General features: G+C 68.6%; 19 protein-coding genes. 14 read left to right on the top strand and 5 right to left on the bottom strand.

Annotated features, from left to right (window positions below; translation table 11 throughout):
- Window positions 1-158 precede the first annotated feature (158 nt).
- Genes ribD through ribH form a run of 5 tightly spaced genes read left to right on the top strand, consistent with a single transcriptional unit; the run spans window position 159 to window position 4230 of the window.
- The gene (gene ribD / locus E0H45_RS00335) at window positions 159-1187 is read left to right on the top strand and encodes a bifunctional diaminohydroxyphosphoribosylaminopyrimidine deaminase/5-amino-6-(5-phosphoribosylamino)uracil reductase RibD (protein ID WP_202872154.1); all 1029 of its coding nucleotides are present in this window, start codon (window positions 159-161) and stop codon (window positions 1185-1187) included.
- A complete protein-coding gene (locus E0H45_RS00330; protein WP_131334262.1) occupies window positions 1188-1844 on the top strand; it encodes a riboflavin synthase in 657 nt (218 codons plus the stop codon).
- On the top strand, window positions 1841-2515 hold the full coding sequence (pnuC, locus tag E0H45_RS00325) for a nicotinamide riboside transporter PnuC (protein ID WP_131334261.1): 675 nt from the start codon (window positions 1841-1843) through the stop codon (window positions 2513-2515). Before E0H45_RS00330 ends, pnuC begins: the two co-directional genes overlap by 4 nt.
- Complete coding sequence (locus E0H45_RS00320; protein WP_131334260.1) at window positions 2516-3754, top strand: bifunctional 3,4-dihydroxy-2-butanone-4-phosphate synthase/GTP cyclohydrolase II; 1239 nt, start codon at window positions 2516-2518, stop codon at window positions 3752-3754.
- The gene (gene ribH, locus E0H45_RS00315) at window positions 3754-4230 is read left to right on the top strand and encodes a 6,7-dimethyl-8-ribityllumazine synthase (RefSeq protein ID WP_130383747.1); all 477 of its coding nucleotides are present in this window, start codon (window positions 3754-3756) and stop codon (window positions 4228-4230) included. Before E0H45_RS00320 ends, ribH begins: the two co-directional genes overlap by 1 nt.
- A 30-nt stretch (window positions 4231-4260) precedes the next feature.
- Here the strand turns inward: ribH and E0H45_RS00310 are convergent, their stop codons facing one another.
- Both E0H45_RS00310 and E0H45_RS42760 read right to left on the bottom strand, forming a co-directional pair.
- Complete coding sequence (locus E0H45_RS00310) at window positions 4261-4890, bottom strand: VOC family protein (protein ID WP_131334259.1); 630 nt, start codon at window positions 4888-4890, stop codon at window positions 4261-4263.
- A 171-nt stretch (window positions 4891-5061) separates the two neighbouring features.
- Entirely contained in the window at window positions 5062-6024 is a 963-nt protein-coding gene (locus E0H45_RS42760) for a hypothetical protein (protein WP_202872153.1), read from the bottom strand.
- A 62-nt stretch (window positions 6025-6086) separates the two neighbouring features.
- Here E0H45_RS42760 and E0H45_RS00300 point away from each other — a divergent pair, with 62 nt between their 5' ends.
- Complete coding sequence (locus tag E0H45_RS00300) at window positions 6087-7052, top strand: helix-turn-helix transcriptional regulator (RefSeq protein WP_131334258.1); 966 nt, start codon at window positions 6087-6089, stop codon at window positions 7050-7052.
- Here E0H45_RS00300 and E0H45_RS00295 read toward each other — a convergent pair.
- Window positions 7043-7501 carry a MarR family transcriptional regulator gene (locus E0H45_RS00295; RefSeq protein WP_131334257.1) on the bottom strand — a complete coding sequence of 153 codons (459 nt, stop codon included), beginning with the start codon at window positions 7499-7501 and terminating at the stop codon, window positions 7043-7045. The two genes, E0H45_RS00300 and E0H45_RS00295, sit on opposite strands and share 10 nt — an antisense overlap.
- 81 nt (window positions 7502-7582) lie before the next feature.
- Between E0H45_RS00295 and E0H45_RS00290 the strand changes: the two genes are divergently transcribed.
- Window positions 7583-8221 (top strand): NAD(P)-dependent oxidoreductase, encoded by a 639-nt coding sequence (locus E0H45_RS00290; protein ID WP_131334256.1) that lies wholly within the window; start codon window positions 7583-7585, stop codon window positions 8219-8221.
- The gene (locus tag E0H45_RS00285) at window positions 8221-8715 is read left to right on the top strand and encodes an anthrone oxygenase family protein (protein ID WP_131334255.1); all 495 of its coding nucleotides are present in this window, start codon (window positions 8221-8223) and stop codon (window positions 8713-8715) included. Before E0H45_RS00290 ends, E0H45_RS00285 begins: the two co-directional genes overlap by 1 nt.
- A gap of 45 nt (window positions 8716-8760) precedes the next feature.
- Here the strand turns inward: E0H45_RS00285 and E0H45_RS00280 are convergent, their stop codons facing one another.
- Window positions 8761-9756: a P1 family peptidase gene (locus tag E0H45_RS00280; RefSeq protein ID WP_131334254.1), complete on the bottom strand. Its 996-nt coding sequence runs from the start codon at window positions 9754-9756 to the stop codon at window positions 8761-8763.
- Between the two features lie 36 nt (window positions 9757-9792).
- On the opposite strand from E0H45_RS00280, the gene E0H45_RS00275 reads away from it, so the two are divergent.
- The 4 genes from E0H45_RS00275 to E0H45_RS00260 are packed head-to-tail and all read left to right on the top strand — an operon-like array spanning window position 9793 to window position 12189.
- Window positions 9793-10485: an MBL fold metallo-hydrolase gene (locus E0H45_RS00275; protein ID WP_131334253.1), complete on the top strand. Its 693-nt coding sequence runs from the start codon at window positions 9793-9795 to the stop codon at window positions 10483-10485.
- A 49-nt stretch (window positions 10486-10534) separates the two neighbouring features.
- Window positions 10535-10798, top strand: a complete 264-nt coding sequence (locus tag E0H45_RS00270; protein ID WP_131334252.1) for a phosphoribosyl-ATP diphosphatase — start codon at window positions 10535-10537, stop codon at window positions 10796-10798.
- A 51-nt stretch (window positions 10799-10849) separates the two neighbouring features.
- Complete coding sequence (hisG, locus tag E0H45_RS00265) at window positions 10850-11698, top strand: ATP phosphoribosyltransferase (RefSeq protein WP_131334251.1); 849 nt, start codon at window positions 10850-10852, stop codon at window positions 11696-11698.
- Window positions 11699-11712: 14 nt separating this feature from the next.
- The gene (locus E0H45_RS00260; RefSeq protein ID WP_131334250.1) at window positions 11713-12189 is read left to right on the top strand and encodes a PH domain-containing protein; all 477 of its coding nucleotides are present in this window, start codon (window positions 11713-11715) and stop codon (window positions 12187-12189) included.
- On the opposite strand, the gene E0H45_RS00255 is transcribed toward E0H45_RS00260, so the two are convergent.
- Entirely contained in the window at window positions 12167-13051 is an 885-nt protein-coding gene (locus E0H45_RS00255; protein ID WP_131334249.1) for an aldose 1-epimerase family protein, read from the bottom strand. The two genes, E0H45_RS00260 and E0H45_RS00255, sit on opposite strands and share 23 nt — an antisense overlap.
- Window positions 13052-13140: 89 nt before the next feature.
- Here E0H45_RS00255 and E0H45_RS00250 point away from each other — a divergent pair, with 89 nt between their 5' ends.
- Together E0H45_RS00250 and E0H45_RS00245 are read left to right on the top strand one after the other, a co-directional pair.
- Window positions 13141-13476, top strand: coding sequence for a YciI family protein (locus E0H45_RS00250; protein WP_238154966.1), 336 nt, complete (start codon window positions 13141-13143; stop codon window positions 13474-13476).
- Window positions 13476-14690, top strand: coding sequence for an RNA polymerase sigma factor (locus tag E0H45_RS00245; RefSeq protein WP_131334247.1), 1215 nt, complete (start codon window positions 13476-13478; stop codon window positions 14688-14690). Before E0H45_RS00250 ends, E0H45_RS00245 begins: the two co-directional genes overlap by 1 nt.
- Window positions 14691-14716 lie beyond the last annotated feature (26 nt).

Genomic DNA, 14716 nt, shown 5'->3' with positions numbered 1-14716 from the left:
GCGGAGCGTGGACTGCACAGCCCACGGGACGCGGCGGCGAGAGGTCCGGTGACGGACCGCGAGACCGGGCCGGACCAGTGGTCCGGACGGTAGGGCGACGGAGCAGACGTGCCGGTCGAGGCCCCGGAGTGCGTCCGTGACGACGAGGGGCCCGAGAAGTGAACGACGCGTCGCCGATCGACATCGCCTGGATGCGGCGTGCTGTCGAGTTGGCTGCGAAAGGTACCGGCAGCACCCATCCGAATCCGGTTGTCGGGTGCGTGATCACCGGCCGCGACGGGCATCCGGTGGGCGAGGGCTTCCACGCCGTTGCAGGCGGCCCGCATGCGGAGGTCGAGGCGCTCCGGATGGCCGGAGCACGAGCCCGCGGCGGTACGGCGTACGTCACGCTCGAGCCGTGCAACCACACCGGCCGGACCGGTCCGTGCGCGGACGCGCTGATCGAGGCCGAGGTCGCGCGCGTCGTGTACGCCGTACCCGATCCGAACCGGACTGCTTCCGGTGGCGCCGCCAAGCTGCGGAACAAGAACATCGACGTCGTGCAGGGCGTCCTGCAGACCGAGGCCGAAGCGGTCAACTACGTCTGGTTGCACAGTGTCCGGACGGGGCGGCCGTTCGTCACCTGGAAGTTCGCGACCACGCTCGACGGACGGTCCGCGGCCCCGGACCGGACCAGTAAGTGGATCACCGGTCCGATCGCGCGCGCCGACGTCCACCGGCAGCGGGCCGAGTGCGATGCGATTGCCGTCGGCACCCAGACGGTGCTGGACGACGACCCCGAGCTGACGGTCCGCGACGAGAACGACGTACCCGCGGCGCGGCAGCCGCTGCGGGTGGTCGTCGGCGACCGTGAGATCCCACCCACCGCGCGGGTCCGCAACGACCGCGCGGAGACGTTGCTGCTGCCGACCCACGATCCCGCCGAGGTGCTCCGGCAGCTGGACGACCAGCAGATCCGGCACCTCTGGCTCGAAGGCGGCCCGACCCTGGCCGCCGCGTTCCTGCGCGCCGGCCTGGTCGACCAGATCGTCGCGTACGTCGCCCCGGCCGTGCTCGGTTCCGGGTACGCCGCGGTCGGCGACCTCGGCGCGGAATCGATCGACCACCTGCGGCGGTTCAAGCTAGCGGACGTCACCCGCCTGGGCGACGACGTCCGGCTGACCCTGGTTCCTCTGGGAGGAAAGTAGATGTTCACCGGCATCATCGAAGAACTCGGCACCGTCGAGTCCCTGGACCTGCTCGATGGCGACTCCGCGCGGCTCACCATTCGCGGCCCGAAGGTGACCGAGGACGCCGACCACGGCGACTCGATCGCGGTCAACGGCTGTTGCCTGACGGTGGTGGAGTACGGCGGCGGCACGTTCACCGCGGACGTGATGCGCGAGACGCTGCAGCGGACCAGCCTCGGCGGTCTGCAGAAGGGCTCCCCGGTCAACCTCGAGCGGGCCGTCGCCGCGCACGAGCGGCTCGGCGGGCACATCGTCCAGGGCCACGTCGACGGCACCGGCACGATCGCCGGCCGGACGCCGGGGGAGCACTGGGAGGACGTCCGGATCGCGACGTCCCCGGAGATCCTCAAGTACGTCGCCGAGAAGGGCTCGATCGCGATCGATGGTGTCTCGCTGACCGTGACCGATGTCGACGACGCGTCCGGCACGTTCGGGGTCAGCCTGATCCCGACCACGCTGGAGCTGACCGTGCTGGGCGGTAACAAGGTCGGCGACACCGTCAACCTCGAGGTCGACGTGATCGCGAAGTACGTCGAAAGACTTCTTGCCGCAGGCAACGTGAAGGACAACATCCTGAAGGACGACATCGTGAAGGACAACGGAGGCGTGCGGTGAACCCGATCGACTGGTTGTTGCACTCGACGGTGACGATCGCCGGCTCGGAGGTCCTGGTCCGGGAGATCGTCGGCAACGTGTTCGGTCTGGCCAGCGCACTGTTCGGCATGCGCCGGCTGGTGTCGGCGTGGCCGGTCGGCATCGTCGGCAACGTCTTGCTGTTCACAGTTTTCGTCGGCGGGATCTTCGACACCCCGCAGGACAAGGACCTCTGGGGTCAGGCCGGCCGCCAGGTGTTCTTCGCGATCGTCAGCCTCTACGGGTGGTACCGCTGGTACCAGACCCGCCACGGCGGCGCCGCCACGGGCGTCCAGCCGCGCTGGGCGTCCGCGCGCGAGCGGCTCGAGCTCGGCGGTATCGCGGTGGTCCTGTACGCGATCTCGTACTTCGTTCTGCGCGAGCTCGGATCGTGGGGCCCGCAGTGGGATGCGTGGATCCTCACCGGGTCGATCCTGGCGACGTACGGGATGGCGCGTGGCTTCGTCGAGTTCTGGCTGATCTGGATCGCCGTCGACGTGGTCGGCGTACCGCTGCTGGTGCAGGCGAAGTTCTACCCGTCGGCGACGATGTACATCGTGTACGGGCTGTTCTGCGTCGTCGGGTTCGTGTCGTGGTGGAAGATTCAGAACCGTGAGCGGGTCCAAGCTCCTGAGCCGGTGGTGGTGGGTTAGATGGGTGACGTGCTGAAGCTCGACACGATCGAGCATGCGATTGACGAGATCCGCGCCGGCCGGCCGGTGATCGTGGTCGACGACGAGGACCGCGAGAACGAGGGCGACCTGATCTTCGCCGCGTCCAAGGCGACGCCGGAGTTGCTGGCGTTCCTGATCCGGTACAGCTCCGGCGTGGTGTGCGTGCCGATGGAGGGCTCGGAGCTCGACCGGCTCGGGATCCCGCTGATGACGCCGCACAACCGGGAGCGGATGCGGACGGCGTACACGATCTCCGTCGACGCGCGGGACGGGATCTCCACCGGGATCTCGGCCGCCGACCGGGCGCGGACGATCCGGGTGCTGACCGACTCGGCCTCGGAGCCGTACGACCTGGTGCAGCCGGGGCACGTGTTCCCGTTGCGCGGTCGCGAGGGCGGCGTACTGGTCCGTCCCGGCCACACCGAGGCGTCGATCGACCTGGCGCGGATGGCTGGGTTGACGCCGGCCGCGGTGATCTCGGAGCTGGTGAACGACGACGGGACGATGAAGCGCGGGCTCGAACTGCGGACGTTCGCGGACGAGCACGGGCTGGTCCTGGTGTCGATCGACGACCTGATCCGGTACCGGCGCCGTACGGAGTCCCAGATCCAGCGGGTCGCGACGACGATGCTGCCGACGCAGTACGGCGACTTCGTTGCCCACGGCTACCGCAACACGGTGGACGGGTCGGAGCAGCTCGCACTGGTACGCGGCGAGATCGGGAACGGGCCGACGCTGGCGCGCCTGCACTCGGAGTGCCTGACCGGCGACGTGTTCGGGTCGCTGCGGTGTGACTGCGGGCCGCAGCTGGACGAGGCGATGCGGCAGGTTGCGGCCGAGGGCGGTGTCGTGGTGTACCTGCGCGGTCATGAGGGGCGGGGGATCGGGTTGCTGCACAAGCTGCAGGCGTACGAGCTGCAGGACGCGGGCCGGGACACGGTGGACGCGAACCTGGACCTCGGGTTGCCGGCGGATGCGCGCGACTACGGGACCGGTGCGCAGATCCTGGCCGATCTGGGCGTCAAGGAAGTGCGGTTGCTGACCAACAACCCCGACAAGCTGGCGGGCGTGCAGGGGTACGGCATCGACGTGGTCGAGCGCCGCGGGATCTCCATCGACCCGACCGAGCACAACCTGCGGTACCTGCGCACCAAGCGCGATCGAATGGGCCATCACCTGCCGGGCGGCCTGCTGACCGAAGAGAACGGAGCCGGCTGATGTCGGGCAGTGGAGCACCCACCATCGAGGTAACCCGCGTGGAAGACGCCCGGGTCGCGATCGTCGCCGCCCAGTGGCACCCGAAGGTCACCGACGGCCTGCTCGCCGGCGCCCTCCGCGCGCTGGAGGACTCCGGCGTCACCGACCACACCGTCATCCGCGTCCCCGGCTCCTTCGAGCTTCCCGTCGCGTCGTTGCACGCCGCGAAGTCCGGGTACGACGCGGTGGTCGCCCTCGGCGTGGTGATCCGGGGCGACACCCCGCACTTCGAGTACGTCTGCCAGGCGGCGACTGACGGCCTCATGCAGGTCGGCGTCACTACCGGAGTCCCCATCGGCTTCGGCGTACTCACCTGCGACAACGACCCCCAGGCCCTGGACCGAGCAGGCCTCCCCGACAGCCGCGAAGACAAAGGCTACGAAGCCACCCAAGCAGCCCTCTCAACCCTCGCCGCAGTCCGCCAACTGAAGGTGTAGCCCTCGGTCATGCCTCGGTCGCGTCGAGCCTCAGCCGACGAACGCGATCGCGTTGCCGTCCGGGTCGCGCACGATGAAGTCGGTGCCGCCCCACGCTTGTTTGGTCAGCTTCTGCACGATCTCGGCGTCAGCGGCCAGATATTCCGTGTAAAGCTCGCGGACGTTCGGCGTATCGACGAACGCCATGATGAGCCCTTCTCGTTCCGCGGCACCGGCCGCGAACACCGGCTCGTCTACGAGCTTCAGGTGCAAGGTCGCGCCGCCGCGCGACACCGAGCCGTAGAACGGCGGGTTGCCGTGCAAGAAGTCGAGCCGGAAGCCGAGCTGCTCCCGATAGAACGTGGCCGAGGCATCGACGTCGGCGACGTACAGCACCGGGTTGGCGCTCGCGACTGCCGTGTCCTGAGTCTCCGGCTGCTCGCTGGTGGGCGGGGCCGCTTCCGTGCTCGCCTTGAGTTCGGCCCAGCTGGCGCAGCCCGCTTCGAGGGCGATGATCTCTTGGGCTTCGGTGAGGGGAAACTTCAATGCGAGTGCTTCGCGGTCGGACAACGTGCGATAGCGCGCGAGCTGTCGGATGCGACCGCCGATCGAGAAGTTCCCGTCGCGGTGCCAGCGAACGAGCAGTTTCGCTTGCTTCTTGTACGTTTCGAGCTTGGGCATGGCGCTCCCTCTTCGGTCTTGAAGTAGGTGGGCCTTGCCCTTTCGGCTTGCTTGCCGCTGCGCCCTACGACCGGGATTGAACCCGCGCCTGCGACGTTGAGATTACCACAGCGAATTGGCCCCCCGCGTGAGCGCCGTCCTTTCTCCGGTTCCGCGGGGAGGCCAGAATCATCAGTCGGTTCGGGTGTGTTCCATTTGCCAGTTGGTGGTCCAGGTTTTGCCGTTGTCGGTGGAGAAGGCTTGTTCCCAGGCGGCTTTGTCGGTGCCGGGGGTCCAGAGGAAGCGGACGTCTATGGGTTTGCCGTCCCATTCGTCCGGGCCTTCGAAGGTGCCGGTGCCGTCGGGGGAGAAGGAGCCGATGACGGGGGTTTCCAGGCGGCCGCGTTGGCTGTTGATCCAGTGGATGGACCACGCCTTCGTGGAAGGGTCGTAGAGACGGAAGGTCGCGCCGCGGAAGCCTTCGCTCGGGAACCAGCCTTCGTCGAGGCTGATCGCGCCGTCGAAGTACGTAGTGGCTTCCATCGTCGCGTCGTGCTCGTACCACTCGTACGGTTCGCCGAGGACCGGGCGCCGGCGGCGGTTGTGGAAGGACCACCGGCCGACCAGGAAGTCGAAGTCGTCGGTGAGCTTCGGTACGTCGAGCGCGGGCGGGGGAGTGTGGCGCCGGGTGAAGTCCATGGTCCAGTTGGTCTCCCAGGTCTCGCCACCGTCGTCGGAGTAGGCCTGCTCCCAGTGCGCGGTCTCCGAGGTGATGTCGGACCACTCGTAGCTGCACAGGATGGGCCGCCCTTCGTGCGAGTCCTCGCCGACCAACCGGCAGCGTGAACCGTCGGCGGCCCAGCCGCCGTGCACCGGCGGGTACAGCTGCATCGTGGTGCTGCTGACCCACCAGATGCTCCATTGCTCGGTGACCGGGTCGAACAGTCGCAGCGACAGCCCGTACGACCCCTTCGTCGGGAACCGCATCTCGTCGATGCTGATCTGCCCGTCGAAGTACGTGCGCGCGGTCGTCGTTCCGTCGTACTCGAGCCATTCGTCGCAGCCCGCGAAGGCTTTCTTCAGGGTTCGGTGGTGGACGTCGAAGTACCCGTTGAGGAAGTCGAAGTCGCCGGTCACCTTGGTCCAAGTCGTCATACCGCCCAGCCTGCGAGCAAAACCTGACAACCCATGGCAGTCATAAGGACTAACCTCGGAGTATGCGTTCGAGCCGGCTGCTGTCGATCCTGCTGTTGCTGCAGACGCGCCGGCAGTTGACCGCGCGCGAGCTGGCCGACGAGCTCGAGGTGTCGCTGCGGACGATCTACCGCGATGTCGAGGCGCTCGCCGCGGCCGGAGTCCCGGTGTACGCCGACCAAGGCCGAGCAGGCGGGTACCGCTTGGTCGAGGGCTACCGCACCCGCCTCACCGGCCTCACCGAACAAGAGGCCGCCGCGCTGTTCCTCGTCGGCATGCCGGGCGCGGCCGCCGCGCTCGGGCTGACCGCGGAGACGAGCGCGGCCGAACTCAAACTGCTAGCAGCGCTAGCGCCCGATCAGCGGGATCGCGCCGGCCGGCTCAAGAACCGCTTCCACCTCGACCTGCCCGCCTGGTACCAGGACGCCGAGGCCTCACCACAGCTCTCCGCGGTCGCCGACGCCGTACTCCACGACCGCCGCATCAAGGTCCTGTACCGACGCTGGGAGGAGCCGCGCGAAGTCGAGCGCGTCCTCGAACCGTACGGACTCGTGCTGAAGAACGGCAGCTGGTACGTCGTGGCCTCCACCCCCGGCGGACTGCGCACATACCGCGTCTCCAACATCCTCGAACTGACGCCGACCGACGAGCAGTTCGAGCGCGACGAGAGGTTCGAGCTGCAGCAGTTCTGGCAGGACCACCTGGAGGGCTTCGACCAGGTCCGCTACACCGCGGAGGCCGTCATCCGGGTGTCCACACGATTGGCCGCGAAGATGTACGACGTCTCGTACCCGGCGCTCGTCAAAGCCGTCGCCGCCACCGAACCTGAGGCCGACGGGAGCGTGGTGGTGACGATCCCGATCGAGTCGATCCCGAACGCGGCCGTCTCCCTCTGCCGATTCGGGGACGCGGTCGAGGTGCTGGAGCCCGCGGAGTTGCGAGCCGAGCTGGCGAACCTCGGCCGCACGCTGTCCGACCTCTACTCCTGAACTGAGCGCCCCAGCACACGCTCGCAGGCCTCGGCACTCCGCCGGAGGAACGTGGCGATCAAGTCGAGCTCGGCCTCGCTGTAGCCGGCCAGTAGGTCGTCCATCGCGCCGATCATCGGCTGGTACAGGCGGAACACCTCCATGCCGCGGTCCGGCAGGACGCGGATGGTGACACTGCGGCGGTCTGCCCCGGCGCGGTCGCGGGCGATCCAGCCGGCGCGTTCGAGTCGGTCGAGGATGCCCGTCAGGGTCGCCGGGTGCAGTCCGGCCTGACGGGCCAGGGCACTCGGCGTCAGCGGACCGCTGCGGGCGAGTACGTCGAGGCAGTCGAGGTCGATGTCCTTCAGTGCCAGCTCGCCGCCGACCTGATGGTTCAGCAGGGCGAGCTGGATCCGCAGGTCGCGGAGCGCGGCCTTGATCTCGTTCCCGGTCCGCCGGCGGTGGCGCATGTCACCTCCCTGTATCTGTTCCATATCTTATGAGTTCCATACTATATGAATCACAGAGAAGATTTCAGGGAGGCGGTCGGGATGAGGATCACGGTGTTCGGGGCGACGGGCGGGATCGGCGGTCACGTCGTACGGCAAGCGCTCGATGCGGGGCACAAGGTGACGGCAGTGGTGCGTACGTCGTCGGCGTACGAGGTGGAGCATCCGGCGCTGGAGGTGATCCGCGTGGACGGCCTGAATGCGGCGGAGCCGCTGCGGGACGCCGTGGACGGGAGCGAGGCGGTGATCTCCGGGGTCGGGGCCCGCGGGCGGAAGGACGGGCCGGTCGCGTCGGAGAGCACGCGGTCCATGCTGGCGGCGATGGAAGCCGTCGGGGTACGGCGCTTTGTCGCGGTGAGTGCCGCGCCGCTCGGGCCGGTGCCGGCTGATGAGAGCTTCCTCAATCGGCGGCTGCTCTATCCGATGATCAACGCGTTCGCGGCCGATGTGTACGCCGATCTGCGGGTGATGGAGGCGGACATCATGAGCAGTACGACGGACTGGACCATCGTGCGGCCGCCGAAACTCACGAACAAGGCGCTGACCGGGACCTACCGGACGGCTGTCGGCGGCACGGTGACGCGGGGCTACACGATCTCGCGGGCGGACGTCGCGCACCTGATGCTAGCGGCGCTAGATAACCCGGCGAGCGTCTGTCAGCCGGTTGGGGTGGCGTACTAATGACGCGGGTTGTTCGTGGGCTGAGCCTGTTGTTCAGTGGGGTCTTTGCCGGGTTTCTGGTGTGTGTGCTGGTGCTGGAGAACTCGTTGCGTGGGTTCGGAGCGTCGGTCTACACGCAGGTCCGACTGGTCGAGCTGGACGCGTTGGACACGCTCGCCTCGGTGACGTTGATCCCGGCGATCGTCACCACGGTGGTGCTGGCGATCAGGGCCCGGGGCAACGATCGGCGGATGGTGCTGGTGGCGGTCGCGCTGTTCGTCGTTGTCTTCGCGACGACGCTCGCGATCAACCTGCCGATCAACTCGGACCAGACCGCGTGGTCCGTGCAGAACCCGCCGGCCGACTGGGCCGCCGTACGCGATCGTTGGCAGCTCGCGCATCTGATCCGCACAGCAGCCGCACTACTGGCCTTCGGCACGCTGATCGGATCCGCCCTCACCCACCAAAGCCAGCGCCGCACCCAACCCACGCCCGTACTCGCCGATCGACCTTGAGCACCCACCAACCACTTCGCGACTCCGAAAATGGTTGGTGCGTGCTCAAAGATGGCTCAGGTTCGCGATGCGGTCGTGGGGTACGGCGTGGGCGGTGCGGGTTTGGTGGCCGGTGGTGGTGTGGGCCATGGTGAGGGAGTTGAGGAGCGCCTCTTCGACTGATTCGGTTAATGCTTGGAATGGTGGGCGGAGGTCGCGGTCGGGGAAGTTCGGCGTACGGGCGGTGGTGAAGGCGATCGCGTAGTCGCCGCTGCCGGGGGCGTAGTCGGAGCCGACTCGGCCCATCGCGAAGATCGCCCGGCGCGCGAGCCGTCCGAGCTGCCGGGAGTCGAGCGGGAGGTCGGTCGCGACCACGATCATGCAGGAGTTGCCGTCCGCATCGATCGGTCGTGCGGGGACCGGGCGCCCGAGCACAGTCAGCAGGCCGGAGAAGTTCGCCTGCACGAGTACACCAACGGTGTGTTCGGCGGACCCTGCACCATGGGCGGGTTCCGCCAGCACGGAGCGCGATGCAGTGCCGATTCCTGCCTTGAAACCTAGTGCGCAGGTGCCGGTGCCGGCTCCCACGCACCCTTCGGCTGGGAGTTCGCGGGAGGCGGTGTCCAGAGCGGTGTGGACGTGGAGCGGGGTGAGCGGGCGGCGGCGGATGTCGGAGAGGTAGCCGTCGTTGGTCTCGCCGACGATCGGGTTCAGACTGGTCGCGCGCGGGTCGCGGTCGAGGAGCCAGGTGAGCAGTGCATCGGCGACGCGGAACGTGCTGAGCGTCCCGGTGAGGAGGATGGGGGTTTCGATGACGCCCAGCTCGTCCAGCTGTGTCGAGCCGACCAGCTTCCCGTACCCGTTGCCGACAGCAATCGCGGCCGGCAGCGTCTCCGCCCAGCCGTCCGGGACAACCGCTGTCACCCCAGTATTCAGCCCGTCGCCCGTGATCGTCGTCTGGCCGACCCGAACCCCAGGTACGTCGGTGATCGCGTTGAGCGGCCCCGTGGGCAGGGTTCCGACGACAACACCCAACTCGCGCACTCTCCGAGGACTCTGCATCCGCCCATCATCTGCGACGCGGATATCGTCGGCGGCATGTTGCAGCACCTGGCGGGTCGGGTCTGGATCTACCCGCACGACCCCGATCCCGACGCGATCCGCCCGTCCGTCGCCGTGATCGCCGACGACCGCGGCAGCGTCCTCGTCGACGCCGGGAACAGCCCCGAGCACGCAAGAGCCGTCCGTACGGCGATTGCCGCCGCCGGCCTGCCCGCGCCGAAGTGGCTCGTCTACACCCACCACCACTGGGACCACACCTGGGGCGCCTGCGCCTGGTCCGACGTCACCGTCATCGCCCACGCGACCGCCGTCGAACTCCTCACGATCGAGGCCGCCCGCCCCTGGAGCCATCGCTACCTCCACGACCAGGTCGAGGCCAACCCCAAGCTCGCCCCGAGCTTCCGAGCCCGCGCCCTAGCCGTCCCCGACTGGACCGATTTCCGGATCGTCCTCCCGAACCAGACCTTCGACGACACCCTCACCCTCCCGACCGACGTCGTACTCCGGCACGTCGGCGGAAATCACGCCCCGGACTCCGTCATCGTCCTCGCCGACGGTGTCGCCCTCCTGGGAGACGCCTTCTACCCACCGCCGTACCACCTCCGCACACCGGAGGACACCATCGACTACGCCATGGTCAAGGGCCTGCTCTCCGAGCGCCACAACTGGTACGTCGACGCCCACTCGCCCCCGCGGCGGCTCTCCGAGGCGCTCGCGCAGTCCGGCTAGCGGACCTGGCAGCGGGGAGCGTGAGCGGGACCCGTAGGCTGGGCGCGCGATGAAGAGTTTTGAGGAGCTGTTTGCCGAGCTGGGTGAGAAGGCGGCGACACGGCCGGAAGGTTCCGGGACCGTGGCGGCGCTGGACGCCGGTGTGCACTCGATCGGTAAGAAGCTGGTCGAGGAGGCCGCCGAGTCCTGGATGGCTGCCGAGTACGAGAGCAAGGACCGGGCCGCGGAGGAGCTGTCGCAGCTCATCTACCACGCCCAGGTGATGATGCACGCGCTCGGCCTGGACCTCGAGGACGTGTACCGACATCTGTAGGAGCCCATCCCACAGATCACCGGTTCACACCTCCCAGAAAGGGCAGTCGCCATGCTGCGCGTCGCAGTACCGAACAAGGGCTCGCTGAGCGAAGCCGCCACCGAGATGCTCGTCGAAGCCGGCTACAAGCAGCGCCGGACCACCAAGGACCTCACCCTCACCGACGCGGCCAACGAGGTCGAGTTCTACTACCTCCGCCCGCGTGACATCGCCGTGTACGTCGGCGAGGGCACGCTCGACGTCGGCATCTCCGGCCGCGATCTGGTGCTGGACTCGCACGCGGACGCGGACGTGATCATGGGCCTCGGGTTCGGCTCGTCCACGTTCCGGTTCGCCGGGCGGCCCGGAGTCGCGGACTCCGTGAAGGACCTGGCCGGGAAGAGGATCGCCACGTCGTACGCCGGCGTACTGCAGGACCACCTGGCCGAGAACGGTGTCGACGCGGCGGTCGTGCGTCTGGACGGTGCCGTGGAGTCGGCCGTCCAACTGGGCGTCGCGGACGTGATCGCGGACGTCGTCGAGACCGGTACGACGCTGCGCCAGGCAGGGCTCGAGGTGTTCGGGGAGCCGATCCTGCAGTCCGAGGCGGTGCTGATCAAGCGGCACGGCGTCGAGACCCCGGCGAACGGCCTGCACCAGTTGGTCCGCCGGCTCGAAGGCGTCCTGATCGCGCGGAACTACGTGATGATGGACTACGACATCCGCGCCGAAGACGTCGACGCGGCCACCGCGGTCGCGCCCGGCCTGGAGTCGCCGACCGTCTCGCCGCTGCACCGGCAGGGCTGGGTCGCCGTCCGGGTCATGGTCAAGCGGGCCGACGCGCAGCGCCTGATGGACCAGCTCTGGGACGTCGGCGCCCGCGCGATCCTCACCACCGACATCCACGCCTGCCGGATCTGAAACCCGCCGCCGCGATGTCCGCAACGAAGCCAGGGGGCCGGTTGTTCGCGTTCCACCCGCGGATCATTGCGGGTATGGCGGCCGGGATGGGCTTGTCGTTGATCGCCGTGTTCGGGGTGATCTGGTTCCGCTTGTCGCCGGAGGACCGTGGGTCGTTCGACTGGTTCCAGCGGCTCACCCTCCTGGCGTTCTTCGGGGCGATCCTGTGGATCCTGTACCGGATGACGACGCTGCGCGTCACGGCGTACGCGGATCGGCTGCGGATCCGGAACGTGTTCAAGTCGTACACGCTGCAGTGGTCAGAGGTCACCGCGCTGCGGTTCCGGCCGGGCGACGCGTGGCTGCAGCTGTTCGATGCCGATGACAACCGGATCGGCATTCTCGCGGTCCAGGCCTCCGAGGGTGCGCGGGCGAGCCGCGCCGCCAAGCAGCTGGCAGCGGTCGCCCGCGAACACGGCGCCGGTCCGTCTAGACGGACACCTGAAAGCTAGTCGAGTGTGAGTCGCCGGGCTTGAGTACGACGAGGTCCTGACCGGTGCGGAAAGCGTCCGGTGGGCAGGTCATCGGCTCGACCGCGAGCGCCGTACGTCCGACCGCCTCCCCGGTGAACAGCTGCATCCAAGGCGTGTCACTCGTCAGCACCGACCGTGCGCCCGTGTCCGGATCGGTCAGCGACACCGACCACTCGCTGTTCAGCTCGGTGAACGCGTTGTCGATCGAGGTCGACCCGATCAGCCGGCCCTCGCGGAAGTCGTACGGCGATCCGTCGACCGGCGTCAGGCCCGTCGGAGACATCCGATCCGCCGATACCTCGAGGCGCTGCGCCGCGGTGAACTCAAGGACGCACTCGTCGATCAGGCGGCCGACGCTGAGGTAGGGGTGCGCTCCATAGCCGTACGGCGCTGACGTCCGGCCGATGTTGGTGGCCGTGGCGGTCACGGTGAGACGGTCGGTGAGGTGGTAGTTCAGGCGTAGTTCGAGCTGGTGTGGGTACCCGGGCTGGCCGAACAACTGGTGCCCGGCGACCACCGTCGACGGATCGGAGCCGTCGTCGACGCGCTGCCAGTTCGCCCAGCGGGTGAGGCCGTGGATCGCGTTCTGGCGGGCCGGTTCGGTCAGGTACAGCTGCTGGTCGACGCCGTCGAACGTGTACTGCCCGTCCGTGATCCGGTTCGGCCACGGGAACAGGTGCTGTCCGAGTCCGGCATGCGCCGCCTCGTCCTCGCCGTACGCGAGCAGGACCGGGCGCCCGTCGTACGTGAGCTCGCGCAGCCCGCCGCCGACACTCACCACCGTCCCCTCGTACCCGCCGCCGCGAAGGACCCACTGCTCACCCGAAGGCAAAACATTCATGACCCAATCCTGACGGACCGGTCCATCGGGGGCGACCCCGTTCGTAGTGATGCTGTAGACACGCTGACAGGAGGTACGACGTGAAGTACATGCTGCTGATCAACGCCGGCGAGCTGGACCTGCAGGACACGCCGGTGGGGTGTGAGCCGGAGGACTGGATGCGGTTCGACAAGGAGATCACCGACGCGGGCGTGGTGGTTGCGTCCGAGTCGCTGGCTGACCTGGTCACTGCGACCCGGGTCGAGGTTGCGAACGACGGCAAGCGGACCGTGACCGACGGCCCGTTCGCGGAGACCCGGGAGGTGCTCGGCGGGTTCTACGTGATCGACGTACCGGACCTGGACGTGGCACTCGACTGGGCCGCGAGGTGCCCGGGATCACGAGGGGGCGGCTCGGTCGTCGTCCGCCCGATCGCCGACTTCTGATGGAGCAGGTCGAGGCGGTCTTCCGGGAGGAGCGCGGCCGGTTGCTGGCGGCGCTGGCCCGGCGGTTCGGGGACCTCGACCTGGCCGAGGAGGTCACGTCGGAGGCGATCGAGGCGGCGCTCACGCGCTGGCCCATCGACGGCGTACCGCCGAACCCGGGCGGCTGGTTGATGACCACCGCCCGGCGCAAGGCGGTCGACCGCCTGCGCAGGGACCAGGTGTACGCCGCCAAACTCGCGATCCTCCAGGTCGAGGCGGACCGCCCCACGCCTCAGGCGACCGGGAACGAACTGCCCGACGAGCGGCTGCAACTGTTCTTCACCTGCACCCACCCGGCGCTCGCCGCCGAGGACCGCGGCGCGCTGACGTTGCGGTGCCTGGCCGGCCTGACCACGCCGGAGGTCGCGCGGGCGTTCCTGGTCCCGACCGCGACGATGGCGAAACGGATCGTCCGGGCGAAGAAGAAGATCCGGGAGGCCCGGATCCCGTTCCGCGTCCCCGGCCCGGACGAGCTGCCGGAGCGACTGCCCGGCGTACTGCAGGTGATCTATTCGGTCTTCACCGAGGGGTACGCCGCCAGCTCCGGACCGTACCTGCAACGCCTGGACCTGGCCGAGGAGGCGATCCGCCTGGCCCGGATCCTGCACCGCCTGCTCCCCGAGGCGCGCGAGGTCACCGGCCTGCTCGCGCTGATGCTGCTGATCCACGCCCGTCGGGACGCCCGCACCGGACCCGACGGCGAGATCGTCCTGCTCGAGGATCAGGACCGCAGCCGCTGGGACCACGAGATGATCGCCGAGGGCCGCGACCTGGTCGTCACCGCACTCACCGGCGGCCCGCCCGGACCGTACGGCGTCCAGGCCGCGATCAACGCGGTCCACGACGAGGCCGCCGAGTTCGAGAGCACCGACTGGCCCCAGATCGTCCAGCTGTACGACGTCCTCCTGGACCTCGACCCTTCGCCGGTGATCGCACTGAACCGCGCCGCCGCGATCGCGCTCCGCGACGGGCCCGAGGCGGGTCTCGAACTCCTCGACGAGCTGGCCGCCGAACCCCGGCTCCAGGACTACCACCCGTTCGCGCTGGCCCGCGCCGACCTGCTGCAACGCCTCGGACGTTTGCCCGAGGCAATCACCGCCTACGAACAGGCGCTCGCCCTGGCCGGCTCCGAACCCGAACGCAACCTCGTCCGCCGCCGCCTCGGGGGCATCTGACCAAGGCCATTGTCAGGTCGTGGCGA

The sequence above is a fragment of the Kribbella soli genome (assembly GCF_004331345.1).
GTDB classification, from domain to species: Bacteria; Actinomycetota; Actinomycetes; order Propionibacteriales; family Kribbellaceae; genus Kribbella; species Kribbella soli.
The sequence above is the reverse complement of the archived record's forward strand: the minus strand, read 5'-3'. Positions and strand labels throughout refer to the sequence as shown.